Below are 15,621 nucleotides of genomic sequence, written 5' to 3'. Positions count from 1 at the left end.
CTGGCCTGACGCTTTCGCGAGCAGGCTCGCTCCCACAAATGATCACGTTCTTCCACATCAAATGTAACTTCTCGGCGTTCGCTATCCGTCAGGGTTGGGGCTAAGGTCAACCCAGCTTTGACTCAAAGGATTGAGGGAACTGCGCCATGGAAGCACCCGTCTGCGTTCGTTCGGCCACTCTGGCCGACACCGGCATCATCAACCGTATTGTCGAGCGCTCGATCCGTATCGGATGTGCACTCGATCACCGCAACCATCCACTTCTGGTCAGCGACTGGCTCAACCACTCCTCCGCCGATTTCATCAGTAGCCGGCTCGCCGACCCACACTTTTATCTCTGTATCGCTTCGTTCGAAGACAAACCGGTCGGTGTCGGCATGGCCCGGGTCAGTGGCGAAATCCTGCTGTGTTACGTCCAGCCTGAATCCTTTCGTCGCGGCGTCGGCCGGGCGCTGATGCACAATCTCGAGGGCTGGTTGCGCATTCGTGGTGTGCAGCATGTGCACCTCAACAGCACCCGCACCGCCGAGGCGTTCTATCGGCACCTGGGTTACCAACAGGCAGCGCCACCCGGCCTCTCCACCGGCTTGCAAACCGTGCCGCTGCACAAACCTTTGTCCTCACCGGCCTGACAACTCGATCAAGGGTGTAAATCCGCACCGCGCTGAAGCGTTTCCAGAACAGGAAAACCTGCAAGTGCGCCCCGCGACCGGAACGCGCACCTGTCGGTGTGCTGTTCTGGTCACTATCCATAGCGAATTGAGGGGTCGAGAGATGTCAGTCGCCACCAGTCTTATCGAAGCGTCGTCGGCCCGGGTCGCCTCGGCGCCAGCGGAGACGTTGTACGAATTCCACGAATCACCGTTACTGGCGCGCCAGAGTCGCCAGGAATCCAATGCGCGCAGCTATCCACGCCGCATTCCGCTGGCGCTCAAGCGTGCCAAGGGCCTGTATGTCGAGGATGTCGAAGGGCGTACCTTCATCGACTGCCTGGCTGGGGCCGGCACGCTGGCGCTGGGGCACAACCACCCGGTAGTGATTGAGGCGATCCAGCAGGTGCTGGCCGATGAGTTGCCGCTGCACACCCTCGACCTGACTACGCCGGTCAAGGATCAATTCGTCCAGAACCTGTTCGGACTGCTGCCGGCGGAGTTGGCGGCGCAGGCGAAAATCCAGTTCTGCGGCCCGACCGGCACCGACGCCGTGGAAGCAGCGCTGAAACTGGTGCGCACGGCCACTGGCCGCAGTACCGTGCTGTCATTTTCCGGCGGTTATCACGGCATGAGCCAAGGTGCGTTGAGCCTGATGGGCAGCCTGGGGCCGAAAAAACCACTGGGTGCCTTGCTCAGCAATGGCGTGCAGTTCATGCCGTTCCCCTACGATTACCGTTGCCCGTTCGGCCTCGGCGGCGCGGCGGGCGTCAACGCCAATCTGAGCTACCTGGAAAACCTGCTCAACGATCCCGAGGCCGGGGTGCAATTGCCGGCGGCGGTGATCGTCGAAGCGGTGCAGGGCGAGGGCGGCGTGATTCCGGCCGATATCGAGTGGTTGCGTGGCTTGCGCCGAATTACCGAAAGGGCCGGGGTGGCGCTGATCGTTGATGAGATCCAGAGCGGGTTCGCCCGCACCGGCAAGATGTTTGCCTTTGAACATGCGGGCATCGTTCCGGATGTGGTGGTGTTGTCCAAAGCCATCGGTGGCAGCCTGCCCTTGGCGGTGGTGGTGTACCGCGACTGGCTCGACACCTGGCAACCGGGCGCCCACGCCGGCACGTTTCGTGGCAATCAGATGGCCATGGCCGCCGGTTCAGCGGTGATGCGCTATCTGGTGGAGCACAAGGTTTGCGAGCACGCCGCCGCCATGGGTGATCGACTCAGCGAGCATCTGCACATCCTGCAACGCGACTTCCCGCAGCTGGGCGATATTCGTGGTCGCGGCCTGATGCTCGGCGTTGAACTGGTCGACCCGAACGGCGCGCCCGATGCGCTCGGTCATCCGCCGGCATTCGCGCGTCTGGCGCCGCTGGTCCAGCGTGAATGCCTCAAGCGTGGCCTGATTCTGGAACTGGGCGGCCGCCATGGCGCGGTCGTGCGCTTCCTGCCGCCGCTGGTGATCAGCGCAGCGGAAATCGATCGGGTGGCCGAGATCTTCGGTCGCGCATTGGCCGCTGCCACCACCGCGCTGTAAATTTTTCCGCGCGGCGAACGTTCTTTCTACATACCCGGCTGCATTCTTTGTGCAGCCGACCTTACAGCGATGGAGAACCAGCATGACGTCAGTATTCGACCGCGAGGACATCCTCTTTCAGGTCGTGGTCAACCACGAAGAGCAATACTCGATCTGGCCCGATTACAAAGCTGTGCCGCAAGGCTGGCGCACCGTGGGCAAGAGCGGCCTGAAAAAGGAATGCCTGGCCTATATCGAAGAAGTCTGGACCGACATGCGCCCATTGAGCCTGCGCCAGAAGATGGATGCGCAAGTCGCGGCGCAATAAGCGACCGGGCATAAAAAACCCGCTGGACCAGTGAGGGTCAGCGGGTTTTTTCATGTCTGGAGAGTGACGTTGTGGGTGCGGGCCTCTTCGCGAGCAGGCTCGCTCCCACAGGGGATCGCATTTCAACTGTGGGAGCGAGCCTGCTCGCGAAGAACGATTACGCGGACTTACTGAAACTACGCTCCGCTCAACCCCTTGAGCAACAAATCCACATTCCCCTCCAGCTCCGCCAGCGGATCCGCCGCGTCGGTACTCAACACCACCAGACGGCTGCCGGATTCAGCAATCGCCGCTTTCACCGGCTCCGCTGGCTGGCGATGGTGCAGCACCACCGCCACGTCATTGTCCTTGAGCGTCGCTGTCAGCTTCTTCAATTCATCTGGCGTCCACTCGGCATCAGGCCGCGCGTCCTGTCCAGCCAGTTCAAGGTTGAGGCTGCCAATCAGATAGCCGAAGTGATCGCTCAAACTCATCACACTCAGGTTGTCCGCCTCGGCCAGGCGCGCTTCGGTGTCTGCGCTGAGTTTCAGCAGACGCTGTTTCAACGCCGCCAGGTTGGCTTCGATCGCAGGTTTGGCGCTCGGTGCCAGGCGCACGAGGTCCGCGGCCATCACATCGGCCATGCGCCCCATATTGTTGCTCGCCAGCCATGGCTGACTGTTCAGGCCATCAACAAGCAGGCCCGGTTGCACGGCAATGCCGGGCAGCGCGCCGTCGACCGGGCGCGCAGCGTCGACTTCGACGATACGAATATTGCTGCGCCGCGCGATCGGGTACAGCGGGTCATCTGCCCACAATGAGCGCAGACCGATCACCGCGTCCGCGTCGGTGGCCAGTTTGCTCAGCGCCGGAGCGCCACGGCCGGTGAAGTACGCAGTCTGGCGGCTGCCGGGCAGGTTGGCCGGTGCTGCGCGTTCGAGGTTGACGTCGGTACCCTTGAGCAATGCTTCGCCCAATCCATAGGTGATCGGCAACGAGGCCAGGACGCGCAAGGGTTTCGCGCTTTCAGCCGCCAGCAGCGGGGTGCAGACCATGCCACACAGGGCCATGGCCAGAGTCAGGTTACGCAGTGAAAAAGCCATTTATCCAAGATTCCCTTTCAGGCTGGGGACGACGCCGCGCGCGATGGCGGCGAGGGCAAAAGCGATGCCGGCGACCAGAATGATCGCGGCGCCGGACGGGATCGGCAGGTCGAAGACGATCGGCGCGAGAATCCCGCACAGCGTACTGACGGTAGCGATCAGCACCGAACACCAGAAAAAACCTTTGAGCGACTGGCTAAGCAAGCGCGCCGCTGCCGCCGGAATCACCAGCAAGGCACCGACCAGAATCGCGCCAATCACCTTCACGGCGGCGACGGTGATCAGGGTCACCAGAATCACGAACAGGTAATCCAGGGTCTTGACCGCTACGCCACGCACCGCCGCCAGTTGCGGATTGAAACTGGCGAGCATGATGCGGTTGTACAGCGGCAGGGCGAGGGCCATGACCAGCGAACCGACGATCGCCAGCACCGCCAGATCATTGCCGTTGACGGTCAATACCGAACCGAACAACACGTTTTCCAGAATGTGCACGTTGATCTTGCCGGCGAGAATCAGCAGCAGGCTCGCGCCCAGTGCCAGCGACACCGAGAGAAACACACCGATCAGCGTATCCGGTGCCAGCCCGGTGCGGTTGCGCAGGTAATTGAGCAGGATGCCGAACAGCAGGCAGTAGCCGAACAGGCTGCCGTACGGGCCGGTGTAGGGTTCGCCGAGCAGAATACCGATGGCGACACCGGTCAACGCGGCATGGCCGACTGCTTCGGAAAAGAATGCAAAGCGCTTGACCACCACCAGCGTGCCGAGCCCGCCCAGCACCGGGCCGATCAGCAGGCCGGCGAGCAGGGCGTTGACGACAAAACCGTAGGCCAGCGCTTCCGGCAGATAACCGGAAGACGCCCAACCCTGGACCATCAAACGAAAGGCTTCGTAACTCATCAGACCGCGCTCCGTGGATGGGTGGAAAACAGCGTCAGCAGACGCTCCGGAGTCAGTGCCTGTTGCGGTGTGGCATCGAACAGCACGCGGCGGTTGAGCCCGGTGACCCGATCGGCCAGCCGACCCACCGCTTCCAGATCATGCTCGATCCACAGCACGGTGATGCCCGCCGCGCGCCAGTCAGTCAGCAGACGTTCGAACACCTGAATCCCGGCCTCATCGAGGGCCGACATCGGCTCGTCGAGCACCAGCAATTGCGGCGCCGGGATCAAGCCCTGCGCGAGCAGTACCCGCTGCCGCTCACCACCGGACAGCGCGCCCATGCGCCGCTTGCGCTTGTCCTGCATGCCGACCCGTGCCAGCGCCTCGCCGATGGCGCCGGCATAGTGTTTGCTCAAGCCGAGAAAGGCCGGACGGCGCTGACACATGGCGGCCATGAAATCGTCGACGGTCATCGGCAAGCCGCGATCGAACTCCAGCGCCTGCGGGACGTAACCAATGATGCCGGGCTCGCCGGGCCAGTGCAGGCTGAGCTGGCCCTGATGCGGCATCTGCCCGAGCAGGGTCTTGATCAGCGAACTTTTACCACCGCCGTTGGGGCCGACCAGCGCATGCACGCTGCCGGGCTGCACTTGGAAGCTGACCTTGTCGAGAATCGTCGTGCGCCCCAAGGTCAGGCTGATATCCGCAAACTCCAGCGCCGGCCCGGTTATCCCCTGTGGGAGCGAGCCTGCTCGCGAATGCGGTGTGTCATTCAACGAAGATGTTGCCTGATCCGGCGCCTTCGCGAGCAGGCTCGCTCCCACCGGGTTATTGGTGTTGTCAGGGATCAGGGTTTCTTTCGACGTCATGCCCCCGACTCCTGAATCGCCCGAACCACGGTGTTGAGGTTGCCGGTCATTTCCTTTTCGTACTTGTCGGCGGTGTATTCGCCGTAGGAAATGTGCGACAGCGGGTACAGCTTCACCCCGGATTCACGCTGGATGGTGTCGACGTAGCTGGATGGGAAATCCATCTCCGAGAAGATCACTTTGACGTCGAGTTCACGCAACTGATCGATGGTCTTTTTCAGCTGACTCGGGCTTGGCTCGATGCCGTGGGCCGGCTCGACCACGGCCGTCACTTCCAGACCGAATTCACGCAACAGATAGTCGTAAGCCGCATGCACTGTGGCCACGCGCAGTTCGGCGTTGGGCGCCTGGGTCAGTTTGGCCAAAGCGTCGGCGCGCATCTGCCGCAGGCGTTTGCCATAGGCGCGCGCGTTTTGCGTGTAGGTCTTGGCGTTGTCCGGATCGATCTTGCCCAGCTCGCGGGCGATATTGTTGACCTGGGCGATGGAGGCGCTGATCGACAGGAACGTGTGCGGATTGACCACTTTGCCGGCGCCGCGCGCAGCGACACCGGTGGCCGCCAGCAGCGGCACGTTCTCGTTGGCTTCGATGGTTTTGACATTGGGTGTTTCACTGGCGGCGATCATCCGGTCGGCGAAGTCGTCATGGCCGACGCCATTGAGCACGATCACGTCCAGCCCGCTGATGCGCTTGATGTCTTCAGCTCGAGGCTCGTAGGCGTGCGGATTGAAGCCGGCGGGAATCAGCGGCACCACTTCGGCCTTGTCGCCGACGATGTTGGCGACGTAGCTGTAATACGGATGCAGAGTGATGCCGATACGCAGGCGTTTGCCTTGCTCGGCGCTGGCCAACGGGCTCAGCAGGCAGGCGCACAGGCCAAGCAGAAACAGGCGTAACAATGGACGGCGAGGAGATGAAATGGACATGGGCAAGCAGTCTTCTCTCGGATAAAGGCGAGGAATCAATGGCGATGTTCGCGGGTAACCCCGGCATCGAATTGCGCGACGATCTGTTTCCAGCCAGCGGCGGACAGCGCCGCGTCGGACAGATCCTCCGCAGGCGCGAGGTCGGCGCTGCGGTTCAGCCAGATGTCCGGCGCCGCGTTGGCGTCAGTGCCGACACGCATCAAAAACGAACCGGCGACATCAGGCGTCGCACTCCGACCGAAATAGGCACGATCGGCGAACATCTGCCATGCGTGACCGCCACGGCTGACCGAACTGGCATCCTGCGCGAACGGCGCGAAACCTTCTTCGGCGAGCATTTGTGGTGTCGGCAGGGCTTTTTGCTCTTCGCGCAACAAGCGGATTTCGTCGAGGGTCACGCGCAGGTCGGCATAGATGCCTTGCTCGGCGGCGCTGAGATCGCGGCGGGCGTCGTACTGGTTGCTGGCGACCGGCTCCGGTTCATGGGAAACCCCGCGCCACGCCACCACCGAGCCGGCGACCGCGAGGATCAGCAGGCACAACAGCAGCACATTGAGGGTTTCATGACCGGCGCCGGCCGGGCGTACCACTTGCGTCGTCGGGCTACTCATGGGGCTTCGATATCCGCCTGGTCGATTTCCACAACGTGGCCGGGGCCAGCGTCGAACAGCACATAGAACTCGCTGCCGGGCTTCTTGAACGTCAGGGTCGAGTCTTCGCCCAGTTTGCCCGGCACCAGAATGGTTTCGTCGTAGCCGATCACGTCGAGCGTCACCCCCGGCGCGCCGCTGCCATCGGAGAAACCGCCGGTGCATTTGATCTGTTCGGCATCGATGGCTTTGCATTCGCACATCGGATTGTGCGCCAGGGCGCTGGCACTGAACCCGGCGCTCAGCACCAGCAGTGCGGCACCAGCCAGCAGGCGGGGGTGGAAGGGTGAGCGAGTCATGGTTTGGCTCCTTGTTTGTTCAGCCACGCAACCGTGGCGGGGGAGGCTTGGCTCAGGGGAATCGCGGCTTGGTGCATGCTGCCGTCCCAGCCTTCCATGGTGATCCACAGCTCGGCGTCAGGTTTGGTCTTTGCCGGGATCGGCATCTGCGTGCCCATGCGGTAAGGGGTACCGAAGAAGATCGTGCCGGCGGCACGCAGACTGCGCGGTTTGCCGATGCGCAGGTAAGTGGCCTTGACCTGTTCGACGCAGGTATCACAAACGGCGGCAGTGAAATCCTTCATATAGCCGGCCGGACCGCTAAGGTGCGGCGCCTCTTCGCGTAACTCGGCCAGACGCAGGCTCCACGGGCCAACCTGAACGGTGCCTATTTCACGTTGGCCCAGGCCGCTGTCGCCGCGAAACAGCGAGGCATCGGCAAAGTATTTCGGCATGAAACCCAGCGGAATCAGCAACAGCAGAACATTGATGTGGAAACGCCACTTGTGCCAGAAACGCGACAGGAGCGACGGCGGTGTGACCGAGATGGCTTTGTTCACAGGCTGGCCTCCGAAGGTTCACGGCGCAGCGCCGGTTGGGCGGTGACGCGGTTTTTCTTGTCCTCGCGTTTCAGCGCATTGGCGGTGGCCAACGCGGTGCGCTTGGTCCAGATCAGCAGGCCGCTGAGGATCATCATGCTCAGCAACAGACCGAAGAAGAACCAGATCAACTTGATCCAGATTCCACCGAAGTCACCGGTGTGCAGCGGGCGCATGGATTCGGTGACGAATTCCAGCGAGGACCGATCGGACAGCAACCGTGAGGAAGCCATTTCGCCGTTGTACGGGTTGAGAGTCGCGGTCTGATACATCAGCGGATACCAGCCACGGCCGCTGACGCTCATGTGCGAGTAGGCATTGCCCGGCAGGTTGACGTAACTGGCCTCCAGCCCCGGAATCTTCTGCTGGGCGATTTCTATTGCGCGATCCAGGCTGATGCGCGGCGGCGGGGTGCCGGCGGCCGAGATCGGCACACTTTCGCGGGACATCGCCGGAATGATCGGTTCGCTGGAAATGGAAATCTGGTTATCGAACAGGATCGCCTTGATCAGGAACCAGATGCCGGTGATGGAAATCACCGCGATGAACCAGATCGACCAGATGCCGCACAGGCGATGGAAGTCGCCCCAGAAGATCCGCGCACCATGGCGTACACGCAGGGTCGGGCGCAAAAAACCTTTCCAGAAGCGCTTGTAGACCACCAGCCCGGTAATCAGCGACACCAGCATCGGCACGCCGAGCAATGACACCAGATACCAGCCCCAGCTGTAGCCGTTGGTGAACGGCACCAGCCACCAGCCGTGCAGGGCGCGGGTGAACGCCTTGAAATCGAAGGCCGGCGCGGTGCCCTGAATGACCCCCGTGTACGGATTGACATAGACCGTCAACGAGCGCCCGTCGGGGTAGCTGACTTCGACGTCGAGGGCAAAGTGCGACTCGTCCGGACGATTGATGCTCTGCACCAGGGTTTGCGGCTCGGCCTGTTTGATCGCGGCGAGGATCTGGTCGTAGCTCAGTCGCGGCGCGTCGTCCGACGGCTGACTGGCGCGCATTTGCGGGTTGGCCAGCCAGACAATCTCCTGGCTGACCACCGCCAGCGTGCCGGTGACACAGACGATCAACACAAAGAACCAGATCGGCAACGCCAGCCAGCTATGCACCAGGAACCACAGTTTGGAACGGGATTTCTTCGACATGATTGCGCGTCTTGATTGCGGTGGAAGGGGCCGGGCTACGGGCTTCGCAGCACGGAACTCCCCGGGGAGGCCGTTCGTGGCTTTTGCCTACGCGAACGGCCTGCATTCCTATAAGACGGATGAGCGAAGAAAATCCCGAAAGCGGATATGAAAGTAAATGTTTCGCAATTACATCGGCAGTGTATTTCTGCCGGTTGATCCGAGGTAAAAAACCCTCAACCTTGGTTAAACATCTCCATCGCCCGCTGGCGAATCTGCTCTTCGCTCAGATCCTCTTTGTGCGTGGCGAGAAACCACAGATGGCCGAACGGATCTCTGAGCGTGCCGCTGCGATCACCATAAAACTGGTCTTTGACCTCGGAGACGCTTTGCGCCCCGGCATCCAGCGCTTGTTGAAAGGACTGGTCGACATCGGTGACATACAGGTGCAAGCCGATCGACACCGCCTGCTGCGGATTGCTCAACGGCCCCTGATCACAAGGGGTGCCAAGCATGATCGCGCTGTCGCCGATGCGCAGTTCGGCGTGGCCGATATTGCCGTCGGGCATGGTCAGGCGCATGACTTCGGTGGCGTTGAAGGCTTTTTTGTAGAACTCGATGGCCTCGGCAGCCTGTTGGATGCCGAGATACGGGGTAATGCTGTGATACCCCTCGGGAATGGGTTTGACGCTCATGACGTTCTCCCTGTTTTTGTTTTCAACAGATGTGGTTACACCGGACTTACCCGGAGCAATCACTATAGAACCGTCCTTACTGCACAGATTTTCCGCCGACGAGCAGCAATCATCATTCATCGCGAAAGTGCGGGCCTGGGCCTCGGTCACCGAGCATGTCGCCTTTATTGCGTAACGGACACGCTTCCATGGATAGACAGCCGCAGCCGATGCACCCGGTGAGCTGATCGCGCATCAGCGTCAATTGCCTGATTCGTTCGTCGAGCTCGCGCTGCCATTGTTCAGACAGCATTTTCCAGTCCGCCGCCGATGGCGCGCGATCCTGCGGCAGGATCTTCAGCGCTTCGCCGATTTCCGCCAGCGGTATTCCCAGCCGTTGCGCGACTTTGATCAACGCCACCCGGCGCAGGACGGCGCGCGGATAGCGGCGCTGATTGCCGGCATTGCGCTCACTCTTGATCAAACCTTTGGCTTCATAAAAGTGCAGCGCCGTGACCGCGACGCCACTGCGCGCCGAGACCTCCCCAACGGTGAGAGGCTTGTGCACCTGGTCTTTGCTGATCATGCTGAAAATACCCTTGACCTTGACTTAACTAGAGGTTTTACCCTGCAGCTCTTCGGGTCGCAAGGCTCGCTTCAAGATGAGTGGGGGCTTTCCATGAGCAATCGCAGCTTTACCCAATTGATCGAATTCGAAATCGAACCCCGCCAGCAAGCGGCGCTGGTCTCGGCACTGGCGACGCAGACCGAGGGGCTGGCCCAGCGTTACGACGGGTTTCTCAGCGCCAGCGTGCAAGCCAGCGACGACGGCCGCCGCGTGCTGAGTTTTTTGCAGTGGCAAAGTCGCGAAGCGGGGGAGGTGGCATTTCGCAGTTTCGAAAGCGGCGAGCAGGATTTCTGGCAATTGATCCGTACGCATCGGGCGAAAACCGTGACCTTCAACTCGTTCCAGGTGCACAGCAGCATTGCCCGCAGCCACGACGATGCGCTGCACTGCCGTCTGCCGGTCAGCCAGTATTAGTGCCAACCTGATAGCCACTATTGAGAGCGTTGATTTCTGCGCGAGCGTGCCCGGGCGTAGCCTTTCTCCATCGACCCCACATTGCTCGCCAGGACGCTCCCATGAACCGTTTACTGACTGTTTCGCTGATGCTCGCTGTTTCCGTACTCGCCGGTTGTGCCGGCCATGTTTCTCCCGAGCTGCGCCCTTATACCGCTGAGGAATCCCGCGAACTGGCGCTGGAAGCGCTGAACCGCAGCGGCTTGTCGTTCGACGAATACCACGCGAAAAAAGCCCGATTGCTCGGTCAGCCGCAGAAGACTTTCGGCTTCGATCAGCAGGGTGAGATGAGCGCCGAACGTGCCATACAGCTGCACGGTCGTCCGAGCTGAAAGCAAACTGTACTGCTTGAAGTTTTCCCTAACTGTCCGTGGGTTTGCCGGGCGGTGTGGGATAGGGTCAACAGCTGAATGACCCTGGATGGACTGCCTCGATGAACCTCTCGCTTGATCTGCTGTTGGCCTTTGCCCTGTTTGCCCTTGTCACCTCGATCACACCGGGGCCGAACAACACCATGTTGCTGGCTTCCGGAGTGAATTTCGGTTTCAACCGCACCATTCCGCACATGCTCGGCATCAGCTGCGGCTTCTTTCTATTGGTGGTAGCGGTGGGCTTTGGCCTTGGCGCGGTGTTTCAGGCCTACCCGATTCTGTATACGGTGCTGCGGTATGTCGGCGCGGCGTATTTGTTGTATCTGGCGTGGAAAATCGCCCACTCCGGCCCGGTCGGCGACAGTGTCGACGGCGAGGCGAAACCGATCAGTTATCTGGGCGCCGCGGCGTTCCAGTGGGTCAATCCCAAGGCGTGGATCATGGCAATCGGTGCCATCAGCACGTACACGCCGATGCAGGGTTATTTCTATAACGTCGTGATCATCGCGGCGGTGTTCGCCGTCATCAATCTGCCCAGTGTCGGCCTGTGGGCGGCGTGCGGCACGCTGTTGCGCAATGTGCTGAAAGATCCGCGCTGGTTGCGCGTGTTCAATTGGGGCATGGCAGCGCTGTTGGTGATCTCGTTGTATCCGTTACTTCTGGAAAGCTTTCACTGACGCATTGCTTCAAACGCCGGCCCGATGCCTGTTAAGCTCGGTTTCAGGAGCGTTCCTACGCACTTTTAAATGAAGCCCTACTTCTTTAACGGCATCCGATCAGGTATTGATGACGCTCTCGAACCCATGCACAGCTCACGAGGCTGTGCATTGTCGTTTGCAGACACGAGCCTCCTGATCCCGGAACACGCTCTGCGAGTCCTTTATGAACACACGTCCGTTGTATTTCGATTACGCCGCCACCACCCCGGTGGACGAGCGGGTCATCCAGGTGATGATCGAGTGTCTGGGTTTTCACGGTAACTTCGGTAACCCGGCGTCCAGCTCCCACGCTTTCGGCCAGCAGGCCCGGCAGACGGTCGAGCAGGCACGTCGGCAAGTAGCCGATCTGGTCGGCGCGCAGCCTGAGCAGATTGTCTGGACCTCCGGTGCCACCGAGTCCAACAACCTCGCCCTCAAAGGCGTCTCCCAGGCCCGTGGCATTTCCGGCGGGCACATCATTACCAGTCAGATCGAACACAAGGCCATTCTCGACACCGCGCGGCAATTGCAGGACTCAGGCATTGCCGTGACCTATCTGGTACCGGACGACCAAGGCTTGATCACGCCGCAAGCGGTCAGCGAAGCGATGCGTGACGACACCTTTCTGGTCTCGCTGATGCTGGTCAACAACGAGTTGGGCACGGTCAACGATGTCGAGGCAATTGGCGAGGTGGTGCGCGGTCGGCAGGCCCTGTTTCATGTCGATGCTGCGCAAGGCGCCGGCAAAGTCGCGATCGACCTGAGCCGCTGGCCGGTGGATCTGATGTCGTTTTCCGCACACAAACTCTACGGCCCCAAGGGCATCGGCGCTTTGTATGTCGGCCCGCAGGCGCAGCAACGCTTGCAGGCGCAGATTCACGGTGGTGGTCATGAAGGTGGCCTGCGCTCCGGAACCCTGGCGACTCATCAGATTGCCGGGATGGGCGCTGCTTTCGCTTTGGCCGCCGACGCATTCGATGAAGAGAAAGAGTCCATCATCGCTTTGCGCGAACGCTTGCTCGAACAGCTTTTGAAGTTGCCCGGCGTGCGCCTCAATGGCAGTGAATCGCAACGAATCCCGCACACCTTAAGCCTGACCTTCAGCGAGGGCGAGTTCAACAGCGCCGCGTTGAACCATTCGATCGCGTTTTCCGCGACGTCGGCGTGTAATTCCGCGAGCAACGCACCGTCCCACGTGCTGCTCGCGCTCGGGCACGATGCGCGGCTGGCGGGGCGCACCATTCGCTTGAGCCTCGGGCGGTTTACCACCGTCGAGGATGTCGACAAGGCCGTTGACCTGATCACAACTGCCTGCGCCAGTGCCCCGGCATTCTGGGCGACAGGGCTTTAAACAGACGCTTTCCATGGCCGCGAAGGCTACGAACAATAACGATGACGCGATTAGCAGGAGACATGATGAGTTCCCACACCTTGACCGAAGGATCGGTGCCTCAGCGCCTGGCGCATACCCGTGAACTGATGCGCCGCGAAGGCATCCATGCGCTGCTGGTGCCGTCCGCCGACCCGCATCTTTCGGAATACCTGCCGGGTTACTGGCAGGGCCGGCAATGGCTGTCGGGTTTCCACGGTTCGGTCGGTACGCTGATCGTCACCGCTGATTTCGCCGGTGTGTGGGCCGACAGTCGTTACTGGGAACAGGCGACGAAAGAGCTCAACGGCAGCGGCATCGAACTGGTCAAACTGCAACCGGGGCAGCCGAGCCCGCTGGACTGGCTGGCCGAACAAACCCCTGAGGGCGGCGTGGTTGCGGTCGACGGCGCGGTAATGGCAGTGGCGTCGGCGCGTACGCTGAGCAGCAAACTCGAAGCACGCGGCGCTCGCCTGCGCACCGATATCGACCTGTTGCAGGAAGTCTGGCGTGATCGCCCGAGCCTGCCGAACGCGCCGATCTATCAGCATCTGCCGCCGCAAGCGACCGTCAGCCGTGGCGAGAAACTGGCGAAATTGCGCGAAACCTTGCAAGAACGTGGTGCCGACTGGCACTTCATCGCCACCCTGGATGACATCGCCTGGCTGTTCAACCTGCGTGGCGGTGATGTTTCGTTCAATCCGGTGTTTGTTTCGTTCGCCTTGATCAATCAGCAACAGGCCACGCTGTTCGTGGCGCTGAGCAAGGTCGATGCCGATCTGCGCGCGGTACTGGAGCAGGATGGCGTGACGCTGCGTGACTACAGCGAAGTGGCCGATGCGTTGCGGTCTGTGCCGAGTGGCGCGAGCCTTCTGGTCGATCCGGCGCGAGTGACCACGGGGTTGCTGGATAACCTCGACAGTGGTGTGAAACTGGTCGAGGGCCTCAACCCGACTACGTTGGCCAAATCGCAGAAAAGCGAAGCCGACGCTCAACACATCCGTAAAGCGATGGAGCAGGATGGCGCGGCGTTGTGCGAATTCTTTGCCTGGCTGGAATCGGCGTGGGGGCGTGAGCGTATCACCGAACTGACCATCGACGAGAAACTTACCGCTGCCCGTGAACGTCGTCCCGATTACGTTTCGCTGAGCTTCAACACGATTGCCGCGTTCAACGCCAATGGCGCGATGCCGCACTATCACGCTACCGAAGAAGAGCATGCGGTGATCGAGGGTGATGGTCTGTTGCTCATCGATTCCGGTGGCCAATACCTCGGCGGTACCACTGACATCACGCGGATGGTCCCGGTGGGCACGCCGACGCAAGAGCAGAAACAGGATTGCACGCGCGTGCTGAAAGGCGTGATTGCCTTGTCGCGGGCACGTTTCCCGAAAGGCATTCTGTCGCCGCTGCTCGACGCCATCGCTCGTGCGCCGATCTGGGCTGACAACGTCGACTACGGTCACGGCACTGGTCATGGCGTGGGCTATTTCCTCAACGTTCACGAAGGTCCGCAAGTGATCGCTTATCAGGCGGCACCGGCGCCACAAACGGCAATGCAGCCGGGGATGATCACCTCGATCGAACCCGGCACTTATCGCCCGGGCCGCTGGGGCGTGCGCATCGAAAACCTGGCGATGAACCGTGAGGCCGGCAGCAGCGAATTCGGCGACTTCCTCAAGTTTGAAACCCTGACGCTGTGCCCGATCGATACCCGCTGCCTGATTGCTGACCTGCTGACCCACGAAGAAAAGCAGTGGCTGAACGACTACCACCGCGAAGTGCGTGAGCGACTTAGTCCATTGCTGGATGGCGCGGCGTTGAGCTGGTTGAACGAGCGCACTGTGGCCATTTGATCGATTTACCCAAGGCACCGCTCGCGATGCCTTGGGGCTTGGCTTCAGTCCTGGCGCAATGCCTCTTCCACGAAGTCGAGTCGATCCTGACCGAAGAACAACTGATCGCCGATAAACATGCTGGGGGCACCGAAAACGCCGCGCTTGATCGCGGCTTCGGTGTTTTCCTTGAGTGCGGCTTTTACTGATTCGTCGTTGGTCAGCGCGATTATCTCTTGGGGGTCGAAGCCGTTTTCAGTCAGCACGGCAGCAATGGTTTGCGGATCGTTGAGGTTACGACCTTCTACCCAAAGCGCCCTGAACAGGCAATCGACGAATTCGGCGAAACGCTGCGGCTGGCGCATCTGCATGCCAGTAACGGCACGCATCAATATCAGCGTGTTGATTGGAAAGTGCGGATTGAATCTGAGCTGTACGCCGTAGCGTTTGGCGAAGCGATCGAGGTCCTGAAACATGTAGCGGCCCTTGGCCGGAATCACTGCCGGAGAAGCGTTGCCGGTGGCTTTGAACACACCTCCCAACAGCATCGGGATGTAGATCAGTTCACTTTGGGTATCGGCGCAGATTTGCGGTAGCTGGGTGTGCGCCAGGTAGGTGGTGGGGCTGCCGAGGTCGAAATAGAATTCCACAGTTTTCGTCATGATCAAATTGCTCTC

The 15,621-nt window shown here is 60.9% G+C and carries 19 protein-coding genes; 8 read left to right on the top strand and 11 right to left on the bottom strand.

All coding sequences use genetic code 11. The features are described from left to right. Positions 1 to 146: 146 nt before the first annotated feature. From NF676_RS18685 to NF676_RS18675, 3 genes are all read left to right on the top strand, one after another. Complete coding sequence (locus NF676_RS18685) at positions 147 to 632, top strand: GNAT family N-acetyltransferase (RefSeq protein ID WP_252886581.1); 486 nt, start codon at positions 147 to 149, stop codon at positions 630 to 632. 142 nt (positions 633 to 774) lie between these two features. After that, positions 775 to 2,187, top strand: coding sequence for an aspartate aminotransferase family protein (locus NF676_RS18680; protein WP_252886580.1), 1,413 nt, complete (start codon positions 775 to 777; stop codon positions 2,185 to 2,187). 82 nt (positions 2,188 to 2,269) lie between these two features. Beyond that, positions 2,270 to 2,494, top strand: coding sequence for an MbtH family protein (locus NF676_RS18675; RefSeq protein WP_016770808.1), 225 nt, complete (start codon positions 2,270 to 2,272; stop codon positions 2,492 to 2,494). 176 nt (positions 2,495 to 2,670) lie between these two features. On the opposite strand, the gene NF676_RS18670 is transcribed toward NF676_RS18675, so the two are convergent. From NF676_RS18670 to soxR, 10 genes are all read right to left on the bottom strand, one after another. Beyond that, on the bottom strand, positions 2,671 to 3,576 hold the full coding sequence (locus tag NF676_RS18670) for a metal ABC transporter substrate-binding protein (RefSeq protein ID WP_252886579.1): 906 nt from the start codon (positions 3,574 to 3,576) through the stop codon (positions 2,671 to 2,673). Beyond that, positions 3,577 to 4,476: a metal ABC transporter permease gene (locus NF676_RS18665; RefSeq protein ID WP_007917717.1), complete on the bottom strand. Its 900-nt coding sequence runs from the start codon at positions 4,474 to 4,476 to the stop codon at positions 3,577 to 3,579. After that, positions 4,476 to 5,327, bottom strand: coding sequence for a metal ABC transporter ATP-binding protein (locus tag NF676_RS18660; RefSeq protein ID WP_150638855.1), 852 nt, complete (start codon positions 5,325 to 5,327; stop codon positions 4,476 to 4,478). The genes NF676_RS18665 and NF676_RS18660 overlap by 1 nt, the downstream gene beginning before the upstream one ends. Next, positions 5,324 to 6,253: a metal ABC transporter substrate-binding protein gene (locus NF676_RS18655; protein ID WP_056788579.1), complete on the bottom strand. Its 930-nt coding sequence runs from the start codon at positions 6,251 to 6,253 to the stop codon at positions 5,324 to 5,326. The genes NF676_RS18660 and NF676_RS18655 overlap by 4 nt, the downstream gene beginning before the upstream one ends. Positions 6,254 to 6,288: 35 nt before the next feature. Further along, the gene (locus NF676_RS18650) at positions 6,289 to 6,864 is read right to left on the bottom strand and encodes a DUF6162 family protein (protein ID WP_056788582.1); all 576 of its coding nucleotides are present in this window, start codon (positions 6,862 to 6,864) and stop codon (positions 6,289 to 6,291) included. Further along, a complete protein-coding gene (locus NF676_RS18645) occupies positions 6,861 to 7,202 on the bottom strand; it encodes a hypothetical protein (protein ID WP_056788584.1) in 342 nt (113 codons plus the stop codon). The genes NF676_RS18650 and NF676_RS18645 overlap by 4 nt, the downstream gene beginning before the upstream one ends. Then, positions 7,199 to 7,741, bottom strand: a complete 543-nt coding sequence (locus tag NF676_RS18640) for a PA2404 family protein (protein WP_056788587.1) — start codon at positions 7,739 to 7,741, stop codon at positions 7,199 to 7,201. The genes NF676_RS18645 and NF676_RS18640 overlap by 4 nt, the downstream gene beginning before the upstream one ends. After that, positions 7,738 to 8,937 (bottom strand): PepSY-associated TM helix domain-containing protein, encoded by a 1,200-nt coding sequence (locus NF676_RS18635; protein ID WP_016770800.1) that lies wholly within the window; start codon positions 8,935 to 8,937, stop codon positions 7,738 to 7,740. Before NF676_RS18635 ends, NF676_RS18640 begins: the two co-directional genes overlap by 4 nt. A gap of 215 nt (positions 8,938 to 9,152) precedes the next feature. Further along, positions 9,153 to 9,611 (bottom strand): VOC family protein, encoded by a 459-nt coding sequence (locus NF676_RS18630; RefSeq protein WP_150638861.1) that lies wholly within the window; start codon positions 9,609 to 9,611, stop codon positions 9,153 to 9,155. 112 nt (positions 9,612 to 9,723) lie between these two features. Beyond that, the gene (gene soxR / locus NF676_RS18625) at positions 9,724 to 10,176 is read right to left on the bottom strand and encodes a redox-sensitive transcriptional activator SoxR (protein WP_150638863.1); all 453 of its coding nucleotides are present in this window, start codon (positions 10,174 to 10,176) and stop codon (positions 9,724 to 9,726) included. Between the two features lie 93 nt (positions 10,177 to 10,269). On the opposite strand from soxR, the gene NF676_RS18620 reads away from it, so the two are divergent. The 5 genes from NF676_RS18620 (at position 10,270) to NF676_RS18600 (ending at position 14,965) form a co-directional block, all read left to right on the top strand. Beyond that, positions 10,270 to 10,632: an antibiotic biosynthesis monooxygenase gene (locus NF676_RS18620; protein WP_252886578.1), complete on the top strand. Its 363-nt coding sequence runs from the start codon at positions 10,270 to 10,272 to the stop codon at positions 10,630 to 10,632. Between the two features lie 101 nt (positions 10,633 to 10,733). Then, positions 10,734 to 11,003 carry a hypothetical protein gene (locus tag NF676_RS18615; protein ID WP_073472521.1) on the top strand — a complete coding sequence of 90 codons (270 nt, stop codon included), beginning with the start codon at positions 10,734 to 10,736 and terminating at the stop codon, positions 11,001 to 11,003. A 101-nt stretch (positions 11,004 to 11,104) separates the two neighbouring features. Further along, positions 11,105 to 11,719: a LysE family translocator gene (locus NF676_RS18610; protein WP_150638866.1), complete on the top strand. Its 615-nt coding sequence runs from the start codon at positions 11,105 to 11,107 to the stop codon at positions 11,717 to 11,719. A 205-nt stretch (positions 11,720 to 11,924) separates the two neighbouring features. Continuing rightward, positions 11,925 to 13,091: an aminotransferase class V-fold PLP-dependent enzyme gene (locus tag NF676_RS18605; protein ID WP_252886577.1), complete on the top strand. Its 1,167-nt coding sequence runs from the start codon at positions 11,925 to 11,927 to the stop codon at positions 13,089 to 13,091. 65 nt (positions 13,092 to 13,156) lie between these two features. Beyond that, a complete protein-coding gene (locus NF676_RS18600) occupies positions 13,157 to 14,965 on the top strand; it encodes an aminopeptidase P family protein (RefSeq protein ID WP_252886576.1) in 1,809 nt (602 codons plus the stop codon). A 44-nt stretch (positions 14,966 to 15,009) separates the two neighbouring features. Here NF676_RS18600 and NF676_RS18595 read toward each other — a convergent pair whose 3' ends face one another. Then, positions 15,010 to 15,606 (bottom strand): 2-hydroxychromene-2-carboxylate isomerase, encoded by a 597-nt coding sequence (locus NF676_RS18595; RefSeq protein ID WP_150638872.1) that lies wholly within the window; start codon positions 15,604 to 15,606, stop codon positions 15,010 to 15,012. Positions 15,607 to 15,621 lie beyond the last annotated feature (15 nt).

The organism is Pseudomonas siliginis, assembly GCF_024072275.1.
GTDB lineage: Bacteria > Pseudomonadota > Gammaproteobacteria > Pseudomonadales > Pseudomonadaceae > Aquipseudomonas > Aquipseudomonas siliginis.
Note: the sequence above shows the minus strand (reverse complement) of the source record. Positions and strands in the feature narration are given on the sequence as shown.

Coding starts and splice junctions, on each gene's coding strand:
- NF676_RS18685 (WP_252886581.1), top strand. CDS start 147: ATGGAAGCACCCGTCTGCGTTCGTTCGGCCACTCTGGCCGACACCGGC.
- NF676_RS18680 (WP_252886580.1), top strand. CDS start 775: ATGTCAGTCGCCACCAGTCTTATCGAAGCGTCGTCGGCCCGGGTCGCC.
- NF676_RS18675 (WP_016770808.1), top strand. CDS start 2,270: ATGACGTCAGTATTCGACCGCGAGGACATCCTCTTTCAGGTCGTGGTC.
- NF676_RS18670 (WP_252886579.1), bottom strand. CDS start 3,576: ATGGCTTTTTCACTGCGTAACCTGACTCTGGCCATGGCCCTGTGTGGC.
- NF676_RS18665 (WP_007917717.1), bottom strand. CDS start 4,476: ATGAGTTACGAAGCCTTTCGTTTGATGGTCCAGGGTTGGGCGTCTTCC.
- NF676_RS18660 (WP_150638855.1), bottom strand. CDS start 5,327: ATGACGTCGAAAGAAACCCTGATCCCTGACAACACCAATAACCCGGTG.
- NF676_RS18655 (WP_056788579.1), bottom strand. CDS start 6,253: ATGTCCATTTCATCTCCTCGCCGTCCATTGTTACGCCTGTTTCTGCTT.
- NF676_RS18650 (WP_056788582.1), bottom strand. CDS start 6,864: ATGAGTAGCCCGACGACGCAAGTGGTACGCCCGGCCGGCGCCGGTCAT.
- NF676_RS18645 (WP_056788584.1), bottom strand. CDS start 7,202: ATGACTCGCTCACCCTTCCACCCCCGCCTGCTGGCTGGTGCCGCACTG.
- NF676_RS18635 (WP_016770800.1), bottom strand. CDS start 8,937: ATGTCGAAGAAATCCCGTTCCAAACTGTGGTTCCTGGTGCATAGCTGG.
- NF676_RS18630 (WP_150638861.1), bottom strand. CDS start 9,611: ATGAGCGTCAAACCCATTCCCGAGGGGTATCACAGCATTACCCCGTAT.
- soxR (WP_150638863.1), bottom strand. CDS start 10,176: ATGATCAGCAAAGACCAGGTGCACAAGCCTCTCACCGTTGGGGAGGTC.
- NF676_RS18620 (WP_252886578.1), top strand. CDS start 10,270: ATGAGCAATCGCAGCTTTACCCAATTGATCGAATTCGAAATCGAACCC.
- NF676_RS18615 (WP_073472521.1), top strand. CDS start 10,734: ATGAACCGTTTACTGACTGTTTCGCTGATGCTCGCTGTTTCCGTACTC.
- NF676_RS18610 (WP_150638866.1), top strand. CDS start 11,105: ATGAACCTCTCGCTTGATCTGCTGTTGGCCTTTGCCCTGTTTGCCCTT.
- NF676_RS18605 (WP_252886577.1), top strand. CDS start 11,925: ATGAACACACGTCCGTTGTATTTCGATTACGCCGCCACCACCCCGGTG.
- NF676_RS18600 (WP_252886576.1), top strand. CDS start 13,157: ATGAGTTCCCACACCTTGACCGAAGGATCGGTGCCTCAGCGCCTGGCG.
- NF676_RS18595 (WP_150638872.1), bottom strand. CDS start 15,606: ATGACGAAAACTGTGGAATTCTATTTCGACCTCGGCAGCCCCACCACC.